Origin of the sequence: Methanocorpusculum sp. (assembly GCF_030655665.1) — an archaeon.
In the GTDB taxonomy this organism is placed as follows: domain Archaea; phylum Halobacteriota; class Methanomicrobia; order Methanomicrobiales; family Methanocorpusculaceae; genus Methanocorpusculum.
In genome coordinates, this window is record NZ_JAUSPQ010000006.1 from 1 (window position 1) to 16,427 (window position 16,427).

Consider the following 16,427-nt stretch of genomic DNA (forward strand, 5'->3'; position numbering starts at 1 on the left):
TCAATGAATGTCCGCATCGCCACAATACCAACGTCAGGACCAACAATCACTCCGGCCTTACCCGGATGATTCGCGTTTTGTCCTCCACTTAAACAGCTCTACTATATCAGCATCAGATGCTTATATAGTCTTCGAACCGAACTCCCGGGAGCCAGGAACAGGGTGCCTAGCCCCTTGGAGATCAAATCCAAGAGCCTTGCGAGGTAACATAGTTACCCCCAATCACTTATAAACCCACCGAAACACAGAGGAAACACACCCAGAGAAAACCAGGAGATTTCCAACGCAGATCGGTTGGCTTGTGAGGTAATAATGTTAGGGATTCCGGCATATAAAGACGCCGGAATGACATCCTGAAAAATAAATTTTTGAATGGGTTTACAGCTGCATGATGCGTGAAAGGGCATCAGAAACCATCTTTTTCCAGTGATCAGGAGATAAATGATAGGTCTCACGCGCGAGCAGGATATCCGCAGACGGAGATTCCGACGAAAGCGCATCCACTCTATCAAGGGTTGAACGCGCTGCATCCTGGATCCAGAGATCGCGGGTCTCCTGATTCACCACAAGAATCGACTCCGCACGCACAGAGATCAGGGTTTTGCCATCAGGTGTCGTGTAGGCATTCGGTTTACCGACAACTACCACGAACGACGGATTCGCCGTATCGATCTTCGCAAGCTGATGCATCGCCTCAGGCTGATAGGAACTTGCGTTGATATAGAATATCCCAGTCGGATCGGAAACCCGCGCACGGTACAGAATATTCTGGTCGCCGACCTTATCCTTCTGCGTTATTGTCCCGGCGATCAGGACCCGGTTACACCGCTCGCCCGTCGGCAGCAGAAGATACACCGGACTCTTTTCATCCTCAGTATCTTTAATGGTCTTTGAAGCTTCGCGCAGTTCAGCAGCAAACACGCGTTTTGCCGGCTCACGTTCATAGGACATAAATTGTCCATTTGGCACAGTATTTATACTCATATTCCGTCACCTCCGGCAGAAGCCCCCGCACGATTCATAAGTTCGGCAGTAACCTTTGGATCAAGACGGATAAACTCCGCAGACTTCACGAGAATCCTGCCGTCGAACTCGTTACCCAAACATTTCACATATCTTCCGCACAGCCGTTCGGTAAGAACTGCCTGGATCTCCTCCAGACCAAGAGGACTGTTCGAAGCCATCTCAATCGCCTGATCCATGGTCATCCCGGAAAGTGCCTCGGTGACCTCACGGTTCATAAGAACATTATATGCCCGCTGACCATTATCCACAACTCCCTTGATCCGAAGATCATAATTGAAGGAGTTCTGGATCTCGTGGACCGGACAGAAATTCTGCCGGGAAAGAACGCGGTTACATCCCTCGACCGGACAGCGCCGAACCAAACCTGACCCTTTTGAGACCTGGACAATGGTCCCAGACACCTCATCCAGACGCTTCCCGACCGCGATATCCGCATCAGGCTCATCCGCGGAATACGTCGCCGGATTCAGACTGATCGAAAGACGGCCGTTGAACTCATCCACTTTCGCGTTCGTGATCTCATAAACACGCCCGAGTTCCAGACGTTCCTTGGAATCATCCTGCCACAAAACGAATTTGATCCTTCCGGTCTCATCGCCGACAAGACCACTCTGCATCATCCGTTCGCTCTTGGACTCCCACTCCTCAACGAATTTGACGCGAAGAGAGGCATAACCTACTTTCAGGTCACGGATCGAAGATACCGGCAGAGGCTCCTTTGGGGCTGAACTGCCCGAAGATACCGAAACTGAAATCTCGGCATCCTCATCCTGGATCCAGACAGCCGAGTTCAGAGTCAGGGAAAGCCGCCCGTTGTATTCATCCACACTCGCGTAAAAAATATTGTATACTGCGCCTGGAACCAGCTTCTCCTTCTCAGGATCCTGCCACAAAACAAACTTTGTCCGCCCGGATTCATCAGCAACAAGGCCGCTCTGCATCATCCGATCACTGCGCAACTCCCACTCTTCGATGAACTTCACGTGAACACAGGAAACGACGCCGGGCTTCAGATCGCTCAGCTTCGTCGGCTCGGACGGGACCAAACACCGATCATCCTTGATCTCGGTGACATGGGACCCTGAGTGAAGTTTCAGATTGGGAACCCCTTTGAACGAATCGACGACCGCCGACTCGATCCGATACCATTTCTCAAGTTCAAGCTTCGGCAGTTCTGATGCCTTGGAAAAAACGACAAATCGTACGGCTCCGGTACTGTCCGCAAAGATCCCGCTCTGTGCGATCGACGGAGAATTAGGCGTCTGAAGGGAAACGACTTTGACCTCGACCGTGACCCAGTCGTTTGGCTGGATATCGGCAATATGTACGAGGTCACCTGTCGAAGAACCTGCCGCGGGCTTTGCCTCTTCAGGGATCTTGTGCTGTTTATACTGATCAGAGAGTACTTTCCGCTCCGCTTCGAACGGAACCACACCAAACTCGTTGATGTAGAGGTTAAGCTTCTCTGAAATGCTTTGCTTGTCCGGCGAAACTCCTTTGGACACTAAGTTCTGGGAGATTCTGTCGGTAATCTGCTGGATCTGCTGTGCGTCCATTTTGATCTCCAAGTAAGAATATGACGCATACCCTATATATGCTTTGACCGCGCGGTGCGACAATGCCTCGGAATTTGGCTAAAACACCGCTCCCATTGAATGAGAGCGGTACAAAAATTGTGCAAAAAACTGAGGATGAGGATCTAGATTATGTCGTTTCGCCGTTCCATGGCGATCGTATTCTGCCAGCTGCCGAATTTGTCTTTCGCAATCCTTTCACGGTAACCAATTTCTCTAAAACCGCACTTGGTATGAAGATTGAGACTTGCAGTATTTATTGAGAAAATGTTCACATACAAACACCAATACCCTTTTTCTTCACTTTCCCGGCAGAGATGATCCAGCAGTTTTGTGCCAAGACCCTGCCCGCGAAATGCTTTATCAAAATAAATGCTGACTTCCACAACACCTTTGTAAGCTTCCCGGGCAGAAGTCGGGCTAACGGCACACCATCCAACGACCGTATCGTCCGCAAGCAGAACATAACGGCAGTCTTTCAGATGTGACGCGTCCCACTCTTCAAAGGTCGGACATACCGTAGCAAATGTCGAGATCCCTTCCAAAAGTCCCTGCGTATAGATCTGGCTGACCCGCGTCCAGTCATCCTCTTTCATATCTCTAATAGTAAAATGCATTTTTACACCTCAGCGACACAAACTGAAACAGAATAGAGCCGGCAAAAAAGAGCAATAGCTACTTTCGTCTCAACCTGCATTTTACATATCTACCTCTAAACTTACATCAGCGCAGCGAACAGAGTGCGTCAGTGCCCCCATACTGATCACATCAATATCAAGACCGGCGTATCGGTCAACGGTCTCGGGCGTGATGCCGCCTGATATCTCCAAGGACACTTCCCCGCGAAGACCTGCAGCCTCAAGCGCGGCGATAGCCTCACGGATAAGTTCCGGGGTCATGTTGTCGAACATGATGATATCGGCGCCGGTCTCTGCCGCAAGAAGAGCGTCTTCCAGAGACTCGACCTCGCACTCCACCTTCTTATCAGAATACGCCTGGCATTTCCGCACCGCCTCATCGACCGGCATAAACGCCCGATGGGTATCCTTGATCAGGAACTGATTAAAAAGCGTGTGTCTGTGGGGCAGAGCACCGCCGGCAATTAATGCTTTTTTATCAAAATAACGGAGTCCGGGGGCGGTCTTCCTCGTTCCGGCGACCCGAACGTGATCATTGACGACCGAGACAAGCCGGGAGGCCTTTGCCGCGGCGGACGCAATGCCGCTCATCCGACCGAGAAGATTCAGACAGGTCCGCTCTAAGGAGAGGATGGCGTGGACCGATCCTCTGAGCGCGATGATCTTCTCACCCGGGTGGGCAGTCGAACCGTCCTTTACCAGAACATCGGCAAGAACACCGGCATTCTTAAACAGCCATTCGCACTCTTCAGCCCCTGACACGACCATCTCTTCCCTTGCTTCGATACGTGCAGAAATGACCTTGTCTTCCAAAAGAGCAAGGGTCGTGATGTCGCCTGCAGAAACATCCTCGGCAACAAATGCAAGAAGCTGATCGGTCGGGAGCATTTATGCCGATGCCTCGATCATCCGCTCGATCGCAAGACGTGCACGCTCTGCGATGTAATCCGGCACCTGGATCGGGACAACGCCGTCCCTAAGCGTAATGTAGAGATCCTCTTCGGTGATCAGCTTCATGTTTGAACAGACTGCCGTGTCGATGCCGTGGAATATGGTATCCGGATACTTTTTCTGGAGAGGGTGGATGATACCCTTCTCTGTAAGGATCACCCACTCCTTCTTTTCGCCGCATCTCCGGATCATATACCCGGTCGAGCCGACAAGATCAGATGCGAGCTGGACCTCGGGGGAACACTCGGGGTGACTGATTATTGTCGCGTTTGGATACTCGCGTCTTGCAGCCTCAACATCCCGGAGGGTAAACTGGTGATGGGTCGGGCAGCCGCCGTTCAATGGAACTGGGATGATCGTTTTTTCCGGGACAAGCCGCTGGGTATATGCTGCAAGATTTGCGTCCGGACCAAACAGGATCGTGTCTTCTTTGAGTGAGCGAACAACATCCGCGGCATTTGCGGACGTGCAGGTGATATCGCACTCTGCTTTCGTCGCCGCGTTCGAGTTCACGTACACAACGAACGGGGAGCCGGGGTGAGCCGCTTTTGCTGCACGGACCGATGACGGAGTGAGCTGATCGGCAAGCGGGCAGCCTCCGTCCGGTCTTGGGATCAGGACGGTCTTTTCCGGGGAGAGGATCTTTGCCGTCTCGGCCATGAAATAGACACCGCAGACAACAAGTGTCGACTCCTTTGCGTCCTTCGCCTTCCTGGCGAGTTCGAGCGAATCACCGGTGATGTCTGCAAGGTCCTGGATCTCAGGCGGCTGATAATTGTGTGCAAGGATCAGGGCGCCTTTTTCAGCGGCAAGTCTCCTGATCTCCTTTTCATAGTTCATGCACCGATCACCAACGGATTGTCAAGATTTTTCAGGAGCGTCAGGATCGAAAGAGCTGCAAGATAACTGGTTGCCGGATTATCCGGGGACGGGACGTTTCTGACTCTGATATATGCCTCGCCAAACTCTCCTTCGAAGAAGATCTCATGCATATTCCGATCCTCTTTTGGATCCATCCATAACTCGACATCCACATCTCTTCCGCAGGCAAGAGAAAGAGACTCGGCAACATTCGTGTTTTTCGGGTACTGATGAACACAGTCGTAGGCTTTTCCAGAGAAGATGCAGGTTTTTTCCTCCGCTTCACGGGACAGGGATTTCGGATTTTTCGTTGTGCGGAGAACGAATTTATCGATACCTGATATCTGACCGACACGGATGTTGTCCAATCCCATGATAGCCCCGGACGGGATGTGGATCTTTTTCTTCATTTCGCGGGCAGTCTGGATGAGTTCTTCACGGAAAGAAATGTCTGCAAGTGCCCCTACGCTCATGATAACAAGATCTTTTCCTGCGAGAAGAATGCTCTGTGCATGGGACGTGGCCGCCGCAACAGATGCCGCCTCGACGACGATATCTGTGGACTCTTTAAGGAATGCCGAAAAATCAGAGTAAGGAGTTGCCCCGAACTCTCTGCCGAATGCCTCTGCACGTTCAAAAACCACATCATATACTGCAGTGATTTTGAAGTTCTCCTGACTCTTTGCGATCACGTGACCGATATTTCCGCACCCTAAAAGCCCGACGGTAATCATAATTGGTACAGAGTTTCGGATTATAGATAGTTAAGGATTGTGCCGTCTGCACGGGATCGGGAAAAAAGAGGGGGTCATTTTTGATATTCCAGGATGTCTCCTGGCTGACAATCGAGGACCCGGCAGATAGCGTCGAGCGTCGAAAACCGGATAGCGGCGATCTTGCCGGTTTTGATTTTGGAAAGATTGACATTGGTGATGCCGACCTTTTCCGCAAGTTCACCAAGAGACATCTTCCGGTCCGCCATCACGCGGTCAAGTCTGAGAATGATCGGCATGATCAGAGGGTTTCATCCGCCTGTTCCTGAAGATTCAGCCCATATTCAAAGATGTGGGCAAGGGAATACACCACAAATGCAAGGACCAGACCTTCGATGCTGAAAGTAAACATATCCAGAGAGAAGCCGAGTATCGCACCCCCGATCAACTCGATAAGAGCAGGAACGACGGAAATAACGGCTATCAAAACCGCAATGGTCTTCAGATGGTTGGTATTCTCTTCGGTAAACGGAAGGAGCGTCTTTCGGATGCCGGAAAATATCTTCCCGGCGACGATAAGGATCGCCATAATAAGTCCCATATACGCAAAGGATACGATCGAAAACAATGCGATGATACCCGGGATCATGCCGACAGTTAAGCCAGTTTCGCCGCCAGCGGTCAATACGGTCACATCTTCGGAAGTAAGCACGTCGGTAAACAACTCCGAACCGGCCAGTCCGTAAATAACTGCGGCGCCTCCAAGAAGAAGAACCATGCAGGCAATAATTATCCATCCAAGGATACGGGCGATCTTCAATACTATATCTGCAACACGTGCACTATGTTCGATTTTTATCTGAGTAGCATTCATCAAGCTTATCACACCCACATATTTGTTGTATTCCATTAATAAATTATCGTTTATCGATAATATTTAATTGAGTGAAAATAACACAGCCGATTAAGGAATACTTGATTTACAAGAAGAGCAAATCTAGCCATAAGATGGATGATCATACGTATGTTGCCGCGGTCGATCTTGGAGCTACACATCTCCGTGCGGGGATCGTTGACAAAGAGGGGGCGATCGAGGCATTTTCCCAAAACGAGGTCAAAGACCTCTCAAGCGCGGCGGATATACGGATCCTGATATCAAAAATGATCCTTGATCTGAGCCGGGGTACCGGGATCACGCCGAAAGCGATCGGGATCAGTACCGCGGGGCCCGTCGATCTGAAGACCGGTTCGGTCGTCTGTTCACCCAATATGAAATGTGAACGGATCTTCCTTTCCGGACCGCTCCAGGAAAAGTTCGGCATTCCGGTCCGTATGATGACCGACTGTAAAGCGGGCGTCCTTGGAGAATATTATTTCGGCGGGGCAAAGGACGCGGCAACGCTCGTGTATCTGACCTTTTCCACCGGGATCGGCGCAGGAGTTCTGGACCGGGGCAGGCTCTTATGCGGTTCGAATGGAAATGCCTCGGAAGCCGGTCACCTTCTCGTGGATACGACCTGGAATCTTCCCTGCGGCTGCGGAGGGGTCGGGCACTGGGAGGCATACGCGAGCGGAACCGGGATCCCGAACTTTTTCCGGGTCTGGAGTGAGGATCGTATCGACTGTGATCCCAAACCTTCGATGAATGCCGGGCAGATCCTGTACGCAGCGGAACATGGAAGTCCGCTCTTCTGTTCCTTTGCAGAAGAGCTCGCAAAAATAAACGGACGGGGACTTTCTTCGGTCGTTGCGGCCTACAATCCTGATTTGATCGTGCTTGACGGCCCCGTTGTCAGAAACTATCCGGCGCTGATAGCCAAAAAAATGACCGAATGTATGGATCACTACCTGACGATGCCGGAGATCCGCATCTCCGCTCTTGAGGGAAAAGCCCCCCTGCTCGGTGCCTCGGTCTCTGCATTCAAAGCTGCCAGAGTTGAGAAAAATCGATAAGATTTTTTGTGAAAAAGAGAAAGACCGGCATTCTTCGTCCGTCTACGTCATCAGTTAACTCCAAGAATATATAAACTCAGACCGGCAAAATTAGATAGAATCAATGAGAGACACCGTATTTACCCGCTTTCGAAGATGGTTTCAAAACAACTTTGTCTTCTTCGGACCAGGTCTTCTTCTCGCAATAACCGCGGCCGGTGAGGCAGGGGTAACTGAGGCAATCGAAATCGGCGCACACTACGGTCCGGCGCTGATCTGGGTAGTTATCATCACCCTCGTCTTCAAATACGCATTCACCAATGGAATCGCCCGATATACTCTCGCGACGAACCAGACGATCTTTGACGCACTCAATCGTCTGCCAGGTCCGAAAAACTGGGGTTCCTATCTGATCATCGGCTCCTATCTCATGGAGATGTTTGCAATCGGCGCGATGCTCGTCTTTTCCGCAACATTTCTGGACTATCTTCTTCCCGGGATCTACTCGGTCTTTCTCATAGCAGTTTTCCTCCTTATATTAACGCTCGCCGTCATTCGGACGAGTTCATACGAGATCCTCGAACCGGTCATGGCAGTGCTGATAAGCATACTTGCAGGCGTTGTTCTCATCTCCCTTTCTCAGTTCCCGCTCTCCTTCAACCTTCTTCTGGACGGACTGGTCCCTTCGATCCCCGCAGGTTCCGAGATGGCGATCCTCGCAATTCTCGGAGTGGTCGGGTCCGGACTGAACCTGATGCTCTATTCGGTCTGGCTTTCACAGAAAACAAAGATCCACTCGGAAAATAAAGAGGAGTGCACACTCCAAAACGAGTCTTTTTTCAGAAAATACATCCGCAGTGTGAATTTTGACGTGCTGACCGGGTTCTTCTTTGTCGCAGTCATCACGATCGGTTTCATGTTCCTCGGGTATGCGGGATATGCCGTATCTTTCATGCCGCACGGGGCGGAGATCACGCTTGATACGCTGATCACCCAGATCCTCTATATTTTCAGCTCGATACCCTACGGACCGTATCTTTTCCTGATGTTCGTCGCGATCATCTTTTTCGGGGCGGTCGTCGTCGGTATGGACGCCCGTGCCCGCGCTCTCGCAAAAGTAGTTCGCCACCTTGGAGAAGACAAGGGGATGAAACTGCCAAGCGAGTATAATCTTTATCAGATCGTTCTCCTCGTATTCACCGGTGTGATCATCCTTGCTATGGTGATCGCGGATCCGATGACAGTCATTCGTCAGATCGCGGCACTTTCAGCGATCCTTTTTGGTATCTTCGGATTCATCGTCATTTATCTGGACAGCAGACTGCCGAAGTATGCAAAAGGATCCAGAATCTGGACTGCCATAATGATGCTCGGGAGCGGGCTTTCGATCTATGTAGCTTTACTGATAGAATCCTCGTTCCTCGTAAACGGCATCCCACTGATCGAACGAATGCTCGTGATCGTAGTGATACTCTTCGTCTTCACAAAGACGGATATGTTTAAGAAACTCGTCAGCGGAACGGCGACTCTTGCAGATAAGGCCTGGACGGTCGCGTTAGGCGGCGGTCTTTCCATTTACGGCGTTTTTAGGGGGATCGATGTCAACGGTCTTATCTTCAACTTCAGCGCGATCGGACCGATCGTCGCCGGACTTCTGGGAGGTCCGGTCGTCGGCGGACTTGCCGGACTTATCGGATGCATCTACCGTCTGGCCCAGGGCGGACCGACAGCTGTTGGATGTTCACTTGCCATTCTCGCGGCCGGACTTATCGCAGGATTTGCCGTCCGCTGGTGGCAGGGAAGGATCACCATCTTCAAAGCAACCGTATTGACCGTCATCATCGAATGGATACACCTGCTCATCATCGTTCCGGGATGCGGACTCCTTTTGGGTACACAGACCGTTGACGAGATCATAGCGATCATTGCGAGCACGTTCCTCCCGATCACGATCGTCAATACCCTTGGCGTGGCATTGTTCGCCTACTTCGCGAAAGACCATATCGTTTTCGCCGCAGGGACAGGCAAACTGTTCGGCAGAAAGAAACCGGAGACCGGGGATGGACCCGAAGAAGAGGAAATAAAGGAGGAGAAGTAAATGTCCGGTCATCATGAAAAACCGCCGCAGACAAAAGCATCGAAGTACATCACCCTCGGGATCATCATCCTGACGATCCTCATGTTTATCCTCGCGTTCCACCCATTTGGGACGATCATCGACAGTGATTTCCCGGAAGATGAAGTGATTGTCGCGGTTTCACTGCCGTTTGAAGGAGAGATGACGGAGTTCGGCGTCGAGTATATGCGGGGGATCGAACTCGCAGTCGAGGATATCAATGATGAGGGCGGTATCCGGGGCGTTCCCGTACGGGCCGTGTATTTTGACAACAAAGGAAACGTCACACTCGCAAAAGCGCAGTTCAAGGAGATCCGGGACCTCGGGATCCCGGTGGTGATCGGCGGAGTCTCGAGCACGGTCACACTTGCCATGGCGCCGTACGCAGAGTCATATGAGATCGTTCTCATCTCTCCCTCCGCAACATCCGCGAGTCTCTCGGCGTACGGCAATTATGTCTATAGAACGGTCTCCTCCGACATTTATCTTGGAGCCGGCATGGCGAAAATCATCGGCGGGAGAAACGAAACGCAGAATGTGATGCTGATCAGCCTCGACACCAGTTACGGAAAGAGTCTCAGATATGCATTCCTCAAGGAGGCAAATGCGTCGTATCCGGATATGCATATCGTCTCCGACATATCGGTCCCCGACTCGGATACGGTGAACATAACGGAGATCATCACCGCAATGAAGGACACACATCCGCAGTCCGTTCTTCTGATCGTGAACCCGAGTCAGGGTGTAGAGATCATGAAAGCGGCGGAAAAGGAGGGCCTCTCCCCTGCATGGTTCGCTTCCGACACGTTGACCAACCGTCAGGTCCCTCTGGAAGTCGGTGCATACGCCGATGGTCTGATCGGATTTTCCCAGGCGAGAAGGATCTCCGATCCCTCATACGAGGAGCATTATATTGAGACATTCGGAGAAGAACTGATGGTCCGTGACTCGATCTACGGGTATGAGACGATGATCGTGGTGTCCCAGGCAATAGAAAACAGCGGATATACGGCAGACGGAATCAGGGAAGGCCTTGACCTGATCCGTCACGTAGGACTCACTGGAACCATCGTCTTCGATGAAAAAGGGGATGCATACCCTTCGTATGATGTGATGCGGCTCGAAAACGGCGAGTGGGTCGATCTTCCATGGAAAGAGGTGCTCACCTTCGAAAAGAAAGCCGCGGCGATCTCATCGGCCCACAGCACCTCCTCCCATTGATCTTTTTTTGATACCTTCTTCGTAAATATCAAGTAGTAATCCCGCCAACATAGTACCATGGCAATCACACTTGATTCAACTATCGCCGACCTTCTCCGCGAGAAACCTGAGTCTGCAGCAACCCTCCAGAGTTTTGGCATGGGCTGTCTCGGCTGCGCGATCGCAAACAATGAGACCATTCGCGAGGCTGCAATGGTCCACGGCATCCCATTAGAAGAGCTCGCAAAAAAGCTTGGACTCTAAATATTTTTCTTTTTTACTGATTTCAGTTCGAGGACGCCTGCCTCCGGATTTGCGAGAAGATGGTTTGCCACCCGCGGTTCGTGTACAAGACGGCAGTCCATGCAGCTCCATATCTCTCCGTGCGGCGTATCGATCATCTGACCGAGATCCGTGTCCATGCAGGGATAGAGCGGGCAGTAGCAAAAACTGCATTGCTGTTCGGCATAATTATGACACGGATAATACGGACAGTCCTCCGGGATCCATTCGTTCCAGTGGTCGCCCCCATATCGGCTGTAAATGAAAAATGACGGCCGGTGCCGTTTCACGATCGCAGGATTCCCCCGCGACCATCCGCGGGTCACGCCCCAGGTAGAGAGAAGATAGTTATCGAACCTGACCAGAGCTTCGGTCAAGGCATGAGATACGGCTTTTGAGATCCGCATCCCGGTCTCGGTAAGGGGTCCCGCAAACGTCTCCGGGATCCCGTCCGTCTTTTCACAAGCCACAACTACGGCGTCCGTGGACAGAGCACTGCCGGGAAGTTTTCTCGCCGCGATCACCTGCATCTTCGCTTCGGTGACCGTCATCATGGCACCGAGAAGTGCGGCATCGGTCAGAGGACGTTCGCAGGTGACGATGATATTGATCGTCCGATTCCGGTCTGAAACGGCGGCGGTCACGAAAACGGTAACGTAGTCATAGCGGGCGATGCAGAGATTCGTGATCGGCAGAGCGGTAAGAAGACCGAAATACGGCTCTAAAAAACCATTCCGCATCGACATGCTGTTTATGTAAAGAGCGGCATCATCCGAAAACTGCCGCGGGACGGAGATGTTCAGGATCGATCTGACATCCGAAAGACCTCCGTCGACACCGTTACTTGCCGCCCTAAAGTCCCCGCGGACGATCAGGGTATCTTTTCTCAGATAATACCGCATGGTCAGAACTTCCCGTCCTGCTCAAAGCTCCTGCCAAACTGCAGGGCAAGCTCCGCTTTATACAGCTCTTTACCCAGATAGCCCGCATGATCCAGAAGCGAGACCCCGTCTTCTGCGAGGATCGCGGAGAACACCTCATACCAGGATGTCCCGCGGATCGCCTTTCCATCTCTGACGGCGACGATGTATCCGTTTTCGATCCCGATCCGGAAGTTTCCTTTCGGATCATAGACGAGGGATTCCGAAGGAACCCCGGCATCCCGGATATCTTCGTACAGCAGAGGAGGTTCCCGACGGAACCGTTTTTCTTTGAGGATCAAAAGATCAAGCCCGACATCTTTTGGATACGGCCGGCCTTTCGACAAGGCCATCATCTCGACCGCACGCCGCATCTCGGCAGTTGCTCCATGCGTTTTGTCCGAGTGTTCGGAGATCAAAAGACACGCAGTCCCCGTTTCGGCCGCGACCGACGCGAGCACAGCACATATCCCCGGACTGTCCGCGTCCATCATCTCCACGACATTCACGCAGCCAAGTACCTTGGGACACATGGTCTTTGGCAAATATGCCGCAAGAGACCGGGTCATCCCCGAAAGCGGCGGCTGAAGAAGCGGGTCCGCAAGGATCCGGAAAAGGCCTGCCTCCATAGCAGCCAGGATCGTTTCTTCGAGCGATGCGTTGTCCCGCGGGATCAAAACCACCGCGGCTCCGGCCTCCAGGATCTTATCTGCGAGCAGAGGGATCGTTTCCTTTGTGAGAGAAAGGATCAGATCCGCACGGAAAAGCGACGCCTCGATCAGTTCGGGATCCAGCGTATCGATCGAGAGAGGGATCTCCAGATCCCCCACACTCGAAAAACACCTGACCACATCATCCTCGGTCGCATCGAACCCGAACCCGAGATCCACGATATCCGCGCCGTTCTCTTTTGCACGGATCACCGCGTCCCGAAGGAAGGGATGCCGGTGAGCATCCATAATCTCATGGATCACCTTGATCCGTGAGGATCCGCCGATCTTTACTCCCCGGATGGTCAAAAACGAGTCGGCCTCCCACTCCATAAGAACCAGATTCTGCCGGGCGGCCGCTGCCTTTTCTGCGAGAAGCATATCATCGGCCGGCATATCAGCGGAAAGCCTGCCGGCGGATATCAGCGGGACGCATATCCCCATGTCCGCCGCGTGGCGCGTTCCTTTACGAACGGGAACGCCCGTCCTCTTTTCTGTATCCTGAAAAGACGCCGTACACATCCCGGAAACGACCACAAGATCTGAGGGATGCGTGTGAATCAGCTTTTCTAACGACCCCGGCGTTAAAAATGACGCGATTTCGCCTGTTTCGACGATCTCACAGGTAAACTCTGTTACCTTGGATAATGCCAGACTGAGGGAGGATGCACTCTGGCGTCCTGTGGGAAAGAGAACATGCATTGTATGTTATCCTTATGTTTTTGTACTTACATAGTAATTACCTTAAGATGGTTCTGATAACGTGCGATCTGCATATCCACTCAAGCGCGTCGGCTGACGGGAAGTGTCCCGTCGCAGAGGTCATAGCGAAAGCGAAGGAACGCGGACTGGATGCGATCTCGATAACAGACCATGACACGACCGAAGGCGCAAAGCAGGCGCTCGCCATAAAAAATCCCGGGATCCTGATCATCCCGGGGATCGAGGTCTCGACCAAACAGGGACATGTCCTCGTTCTCGGCACGACCGAGATGTTCGAGCCGGGAAAAGACGCCCTCGAGACAATCCGGGAGGCAAAAGCACAAGGCTGCCTCACGATCATTCCCCACCCCTATCACAGATGGCGGCACGCGGTTGGTCTCCATTCGCCGAAAGCCCTGCGGGAAGCCGACGCGATCGAAGTGTTCAACAGTAGATACTATCTCGGGCTCGCAAACATCAGGGCGGCCAAATTCGCCAAAAAATACCATATACCGATGACCGCCGGGTCCGACGCCCACACCTGTCAGTTCGTCGGATACGGGATCAATATCATCGACGCAGAAGAACGGACAGTCCCTTCGATCCTTGAGGCGATCAGAAACGGAAAGCTCGAGAGCCGGTGTAAAAAGACCCCGATCAGGACCTACACATCCCAGTCGTTTCATAATGTCGTCCGAAAGGCGAGACGGCAGACCTCCCGGCTCAAACCGCGGCGGATGAGATGAAGCTCGCGTTCCTTGCGGGATACCGGGGACAGAACTTCGCCGGATCCCAGTACCAGCCGGATAAACGGACCGTGGAAGGGGAGTTTGTCGCCGGCGGGATCGAGCTCGGGCTGTTTGCCGATGCGAAGGAAGCGCATTTCCGGACCGCAGGACGGACCGATAAAGGTGTGAGTGCGAGAAAACAGCTGTTCTCGATCACGACCGATAAACCCGAACTCGCGGTCGAGGCACTGAACTTTCATCTGCCGGACGATATCTGGTGTATCGGCGCAGCCGAAGTCGACGACGAATTCTATCCCCGGTATGCCGCAAGGGAGCGGAGCTACCGGTATTATTTTCCCTACCCTGCGGATGTTTCCCGAATGCAGGACGCGGCTTCGCGGCTTGTCGGAACGCACAACTTCAGCGGGTTTGCAAAAATGGAGGCGGGCAGGGATCCGGTCAGGACCGTGACCCGCGCCGAGGTCTTCGAAGGAGCGGACGGCTGCCCGGTCTTCGAAGTTGCCGCGAAGAGTTTTCTCTGGAACATGGTCCGGGGCATGGCAGGCGCTTTGCAGACCGTCGGCCTCGGCCTTGCGGAGCCGGAAATCATCGACGACCTGCTCACCTCCCAAAAGGACCGGGTCCATCCGGCACCCGCCGAAGGACTCATCTTCTGGGATGTCGTCTGCGATCTTTCCTTCACGCCGATGCGGCAGAAACGCGAAGTAAAGCGATCGCTCGCCCGGGAAGCGGTCTGTGCCCGGGCAGATATGCATACCGCCGAAGCTCTTCTTGAGGACGAACCGGACGCGTTCTGGAAGAAAAAAGTGATACGGGGATATTCGACATTAATCAAAAAAACGTGAAGGGTCAGGCATTCATCTTCATCACGATCTCTTTTCCCCGCTTTTTTGCCTCGACCACACTCTCCGGCCAGCCCTGCACCCCGCCGTGCTTATCCATGCCCGGAAACAGCACATTATCCGCATAGGAAAAACCCGAATCATTGAAAAACGCCCTGACCACCGGAAACGCGGAATCAAAAATATACGGAAGATTCTGCCCCGACGTCCCGAGAAACACACCCTTGTGTTTTTTCAGATGGGCGGCGTCAAAGACGAGGGTCTTTCGAATGAACTTCTGCGCCCACAAAAACTGACCGCGGTCGATAAAGGATTTCATCTCGGCCGTCACCGTCATCGAATAGATCGGAGACGCCAGAACCAGAATATCCGACTCCAGCATCTGGTCGAACACCGGCGTTAACGCGTCTTTGATGACGCAGACACCGTTTTTATGGCAGGCATTACATCCTTTGCAGTTTTTGTGTTCGATCTCCACGAGACGGATGGTCGTTACGTCTGCACCGGCTTCTTTTGCCCCTGCGACGAAGGCATTCAGCACCGTCTCGGTGTTCCCCCCCTTCCTCGGGCTTCCGTTGATGACGAGCATGGTCGTCATTCTTTCACCATCAGTGCCGCCATCGCGTCCCCGGCTTCTTTTGCCCGGGCGATCACCTCGGGGTTTTTCCGGAAATCACTGATCTTGTCGAGACCCGGGAGAAGGAGGTACCGGATCCGTGAAACCGGGATTTGGGACACATCGAAGAGGAACTGAGCGACCGGAACGGTGTGGTCGAAGATCCCTTCACGGTTCTGTCCGGAAGCCGAGATGAACATCCCGAACTTTTTTCCTTCGGGTTTTGGAAGGTCGTGGAGGACATACTTTCTCGACCAGAAAACCTGACAGCGGTCGATGAGGATTTTTCCCTGACCACAGACAGACATGGAATAGACGGGGGATGCGAAGATGAGAAGGTCGCAAGCCCGGATCTTTTCGCCGAGTTCAACAAAATCGTCTACATGGATGCATACGCCGGCTTTTTCGCATTTACCGCAGCCTTTGCAGGGATTGATATTGAGGTCGTTTAAGACGACCTTTTCGACAGACATCTCGGAAAACGATTCGAGCACCTTGTCGAGGGCGGATTCAGTATTGCCGTGACGACGCGGTGAAGTTGTGATGGCAAGGACGGATAAGGGCATTTATTCAGTATATTACCCCGAATACAGAT

General features: G+C 52.6%; 18 protein-coding genes. 6 read left to right on the forward strand and 12 right to left on the reverse strand.

Annotation, left to right across the window (positions count from 1 at the left end; all coding sequences use genetic code 11):
- Nucleotides 1-378 precede the first annotated feature (378 nt).
- From Q7J08_RS03275 to Q7J08_RS03310, 8 genes are all read right to left on the reverse strand, one after another.
- A complete protein-coding gene (locus Q7J08_RS03275; protein WP_370651231.1) occupies nt 379-951 on the reverse strand; it encodes an RPA family protein in 573 nt (190 codons plus the stop codon).
- Between the two features lie 29 nt (nt 952-980).
- A complete protein-coding gene (locus Q7J08_RS03280) occupies nt 981-2,582 on the reverse strand; it encodes a hypothetical protein (RefSeq protein ID WP_304910263.1) in 1,602 nt (533 codons plus the stop codon).
- A gap of 143 nt (nt 2,583-2,725) precedes the next feature.
- On the reverse strand, nt 2,726-3,196 hold the full coding sequence (locus tag Q7J08_RS03285; protein WP_304910264.1) for a GNAT family N-acetyltransferase: 471 nt from the start codon (nt 3,194-3,196) through the stop codon (nt 2,726-2,728).
- A gap of 102 nt (nt 3,197-3,298) precedes the next feature.
- Entirely contained in the window at nt 3,299-4,126 is an 828-nt protein-coding gene (gene nadC, locus Q7J08_RS03290) for a carboxylating nicotinate-nucleotide diphosphorylase (RefSeq protein ID WP_304910265.1), read from the reverse strand.
- The gene (nadA, locus tag Q7J08_RS03295; protein ID WP_304910266.1) at nt 4,127-5,029 is read right to left on the reverse strand and encodes a quinolinate synthase NadA; all 903 of its coding nucleotides are present in this window, start codon (nt 5,027-5,029) and stop codon (nt 4,127-4,129) included.
- A complete protein-coding gene (gene nadX, locus Q7J08_RS03300; protein ID WP_304910267.1) occupies nt 5,026-5,784 on the reverse strand; it encodes an aspartate dehydrogenase in 759 nt (252 codons plus the stop codon). Before nadX ends, nadA begins: the two co-directional genes overlap by 4 nt.
- 74 nt (nt 5,785-5,858) lie before the next feature.
- Nucleotides 5,859-6,062, reverse strand: a complete 204-nt coding sequence (locus tag Q7J08_RS03305) for a helix-turn-helix transcriptional regulator (protein WP_304910268.1) — start codon at nt 6,060-6,062, stop codon at nt 5,859-5,861.
- A gap of 2 nt (nt 6,063-6,064) precedes the next feature.
- Nucleotides 6,065-6,673 carry a DUF2975 domain-containing protein gene (locus tag Q7J08_RS03310; RefSeq protein WP_304910269.1) on the reverse strand — a complete coding sequence of 203 codons (609 nt, stop codon included), beginning with the start codon at nt 6,671-6,673 and terminating at the stop codon, nt 6,065-6,067.
- Nucleotides 6,674-6,771: 98 nt separating this feature from the next.
- Between Q7J08_RS03310 and Q7J08_RS03315 the strand changes: the two genes are divergently transcribed.
- From Q7J08_RS03315 to Q7J08_RS03330, 4 genes are all read left to right on the forward strand, one after another.
- The gene (locus Q7J08_RS03315) at nt 6,772-7,716 is read left to right on the forward strand and encodes an ROK family protein (protein ID WP_304910270.1); all 945 of its coding nucleotides are present in this window, start codon (nt 6,772-6,774) and stop codon (nt 7,714-7,716) included.
- Between the two features lie 103 nt (nt 7,717-7,819).
- Complete coding sequence (locus tag Q7J08_RS03320; protein WP_304910271.1) at nt 7,820-9,793, forward strand: Nramp family divalent metal transporter; 1,974 nt, start codon at nt 7,820-7,822, stop codon at nt 9,791-9,793.
- Nucleotides 9,794-11,032: an ABC transporter substrate-binding protein gene (locus Q7J08_RS03325; protein WP_304910272.1), complete on the forward strand. Its 1,239-nt coding sequence runs from the start codon at nt 9,794-9,796 to the stop codon at nt 11,030-11,032.
- A 57-nt stretch (nt 11,033-11,089) separates the two neighbouring features.
- A complete protein-coding gene (locus Q7J08_RS03330; RefSeq protein WP_011834035.1) occupies nt 11,090-11,275 on the forward strand; it encodes a DUF1858 domain-containing protein in 186 nt (61 codons plus the stop codon).
- Here the strand turns inward: Q7J08_RS03330 and Q7J08_RS03335 are convergent.
- A complete protein-coding gene (locus Q7J08_RS03335; protein WP_304910273.1) occupies nt 11,272-12,195 on the reverse strand; it encodes a cysteine-rich small domain-containing protein in 924 nt (307 codons plus the stop codon). The two genes, Q7J08_RS03330 and Q7J08_RS03335, sit on opposite strands and share 4 nt — an antisense overlap.
- A gap of 2 nt (nt 12,196-12,197) precedes the next feature.
- The gene (locus Q7J08_RS03340; RefSeq protein WP_304910274.1) at nt 12,198-13,625 is read right to left on the reverse strand and encodes a dihydropteroate synthase; all 1,428 of its coding nucleotides are present in this window, start codon (nt 13,623-13,625) and stop codon (nt 12,198-12,200) included.
- Between the two features lie 47 nt (nt 13,626-13,672).
- Here Q7J08_RS03340 and Q7J08_RS03345 point away from each other — a divergent pair, with 47 nt between their 5' ends.
- Nucleotides 13,673-14,371 carry a PHP domain-containing protein gene (locus Q7J08_RS03345; RefSeq protein ID WP_304910275.1) on the forward strand — a complete coding sequence of 233 codons (699 nt, stop codon included), beginning with the start codon at nt 13,673-13,675 and terminating at the stop codon, nt 14,369-14,371.
- The gene (gene truA, locus Q7J08_RS03350; protein WP_304910276.1) at nt 14,368-15,219 is read left to right on the forward strand and encodes a tRNA pseudouridine(38-40) synthase TruA; all 852 of its coding nucleotides are present in this window, start codon (nt 14,368-14,370) and stop codon (nt 15,217-15,219) included. Before Q7J08_RS03345 ends, truA begins: the two co-directional genes overlap by 4 nt.
- A 4-nt stretch (nt 15,220-15,223) precedes the next feature.
- Here truA and Q7J08_RS03355 read toward each other — a convergent pair whose 3' ends face one another.
- Both Q7J08_RS03355 and Q7J08_RS03360 read right to left on the reverse strand, forming a co-directional pair.
- Nucleotides 15,224-15,814 (reverse strand): flavodoxin family protein, encoded by a 591-nt coding sequence (locus Q7J08_RS03355; RefSeq protein WP_304910277.1) that lies wholly within the window; start codon nt 15,812-15,814, stop codon nt 15,224-15,226.
- Nucleotides 15,811-16,398, reverse strand: coding sequence for a flavodoxin family protein (locus Q7J08_RS03360; RefSeq protein ID WP_304910278.1), 588 nt, complete (start codon nt 16,396-16,398; stop codon nt 15,811-15,813). Before Q7J08_RS03360 ends, Q7J08_RS03355 begins: the two co-directional genes overlap by 4 nt.
- Between the last annotated feature and the right edge of the window lie 29 nt (nt 16,399-16,427).

Bases quoted from the DNA above. Each gene is read 5' to 3' on its own strand.
- Q7J08_RS03355 (WP_304910277.1), bottom strand. From the start codon at position 15,814: ATGACGACCATGCTCGTCATCAACGGAAGCCCGAGGAAGGGGGGGAAC.
- Q7J08_RS03275 (WP_370651231.1), bottom strand. From the start codon at position 951: ATGTCCTATGAACGTGAGCCGGCAAAACGCGTGTTTGCTGCTGAACTG.
- Q7J08_RS03360 (WP_304910278.1), bottom strand. From the start codon at position 16,398: ATGCCCTTATCCGTCCTTGCCATCACAACTTCACCGCGTCGTCACGGC.
- Q7J08_RS03345 (WP_304910275.1), top strand. From the start codon at position 13,673: ATGGTTCTGATAACGTGCGATCTGCATATCCACTCAAGCGCGTCGGCT.
- Q7J08_RS03310 (WP_304910269.1), bottom strand. From the start codon at position 6,673: ATGGAATACAACAAATATGTGGGTGTGATAAGCTTGATGAATGCTACT.
- nadX (WP_304910267.1), bottom strand. From the start codon at position 5,784: ATGATTACCGTCGGGCTTTTAGGGTGCGGAAATATCGGTCACGTGATC.
- Q7J08_RS03340 (WP_304910274.1), bottom strand. From the start codon at position 13,625: ATGCATGTTCTCTTTCCCACAGGACGCCAGAGTGCATCCTCCCTCAGT.
- nadC (WP_304910265.1), bottom strand. From the start codon at position 4,126: ATGCTCCCGACCGATCAGCTTCTTGCATTTGTTGCCGAGGATGTTTCT.
- Q7J08_RS03315 (WP_304910270.1), top strand. From the start codon at position 6,772: ATGGATGATCATACGTATGTTGCCGCGGTCGATCTTGGAGCTACACAT.
- nadA (WP_304910266.1), bottom strand. From the start codon at position 5,029: ATGAACTATGAAAAGGAGATCAGGAGACTTGCCGCTGAAAAAGGCGCC.
- Q7J08_RS03325 (WP_304910272.1), top strand. From the start codon at position 9,794: ATGTCCGGTCATCATGAAAAACCGCCGCAGACAAAAGCATCGAAGTAC.
- Q7J08_RS03285 (WP_304910264.1), bottom strand. From the start codon at position 3,196: ATGAAAGAGGATGACTGGACGCGGGTCAGCCAGATCTATACGCAGGGA.
- Q7J08_RS03335 (WP_304910273.1), bottom strand. From the start codon at position 12,195: ATGCGGTATTATCTGAGAAAAGATACCCTGATCGTCCGCGGGGACTTT.
- truA (WP_304910276.1), top strand. From the start codon at position 14,368: ATGAAGCTCGCGTTCCTTGCGGGATACCGGGGACAGAACTTCGCCGGA.
- Q7J08_RS03320 (WP_304910271.1), top strand. From the start codon at position 7,820: ATGAGAGACACCGTATTTACCCGCTTTCGAAGATGGTTTCAAAACAAC.
- Q7J08_RS03330 (WP_011834035.1), top strand. From the start codon at position 11,090: ATGGCAATCACACTTGATTCAACTATCGCCGACCTTCTCCGCGAGAAA.
- Q7J08_RS03280 (WP_304910263.1), bottom strand. From the start codon at position 2,582: ATGGACGCACAGCAGATCCAGCAGATTACCGACAGAATCTCCCAGAAC.
- Q7J08_RS03305 (WP_304910268.1), bottom strand. From the start codon at position 6,062: ATGCCGATCATTCTCAGACTTGACCGCGTGATGGCGGACCGGAAGATG.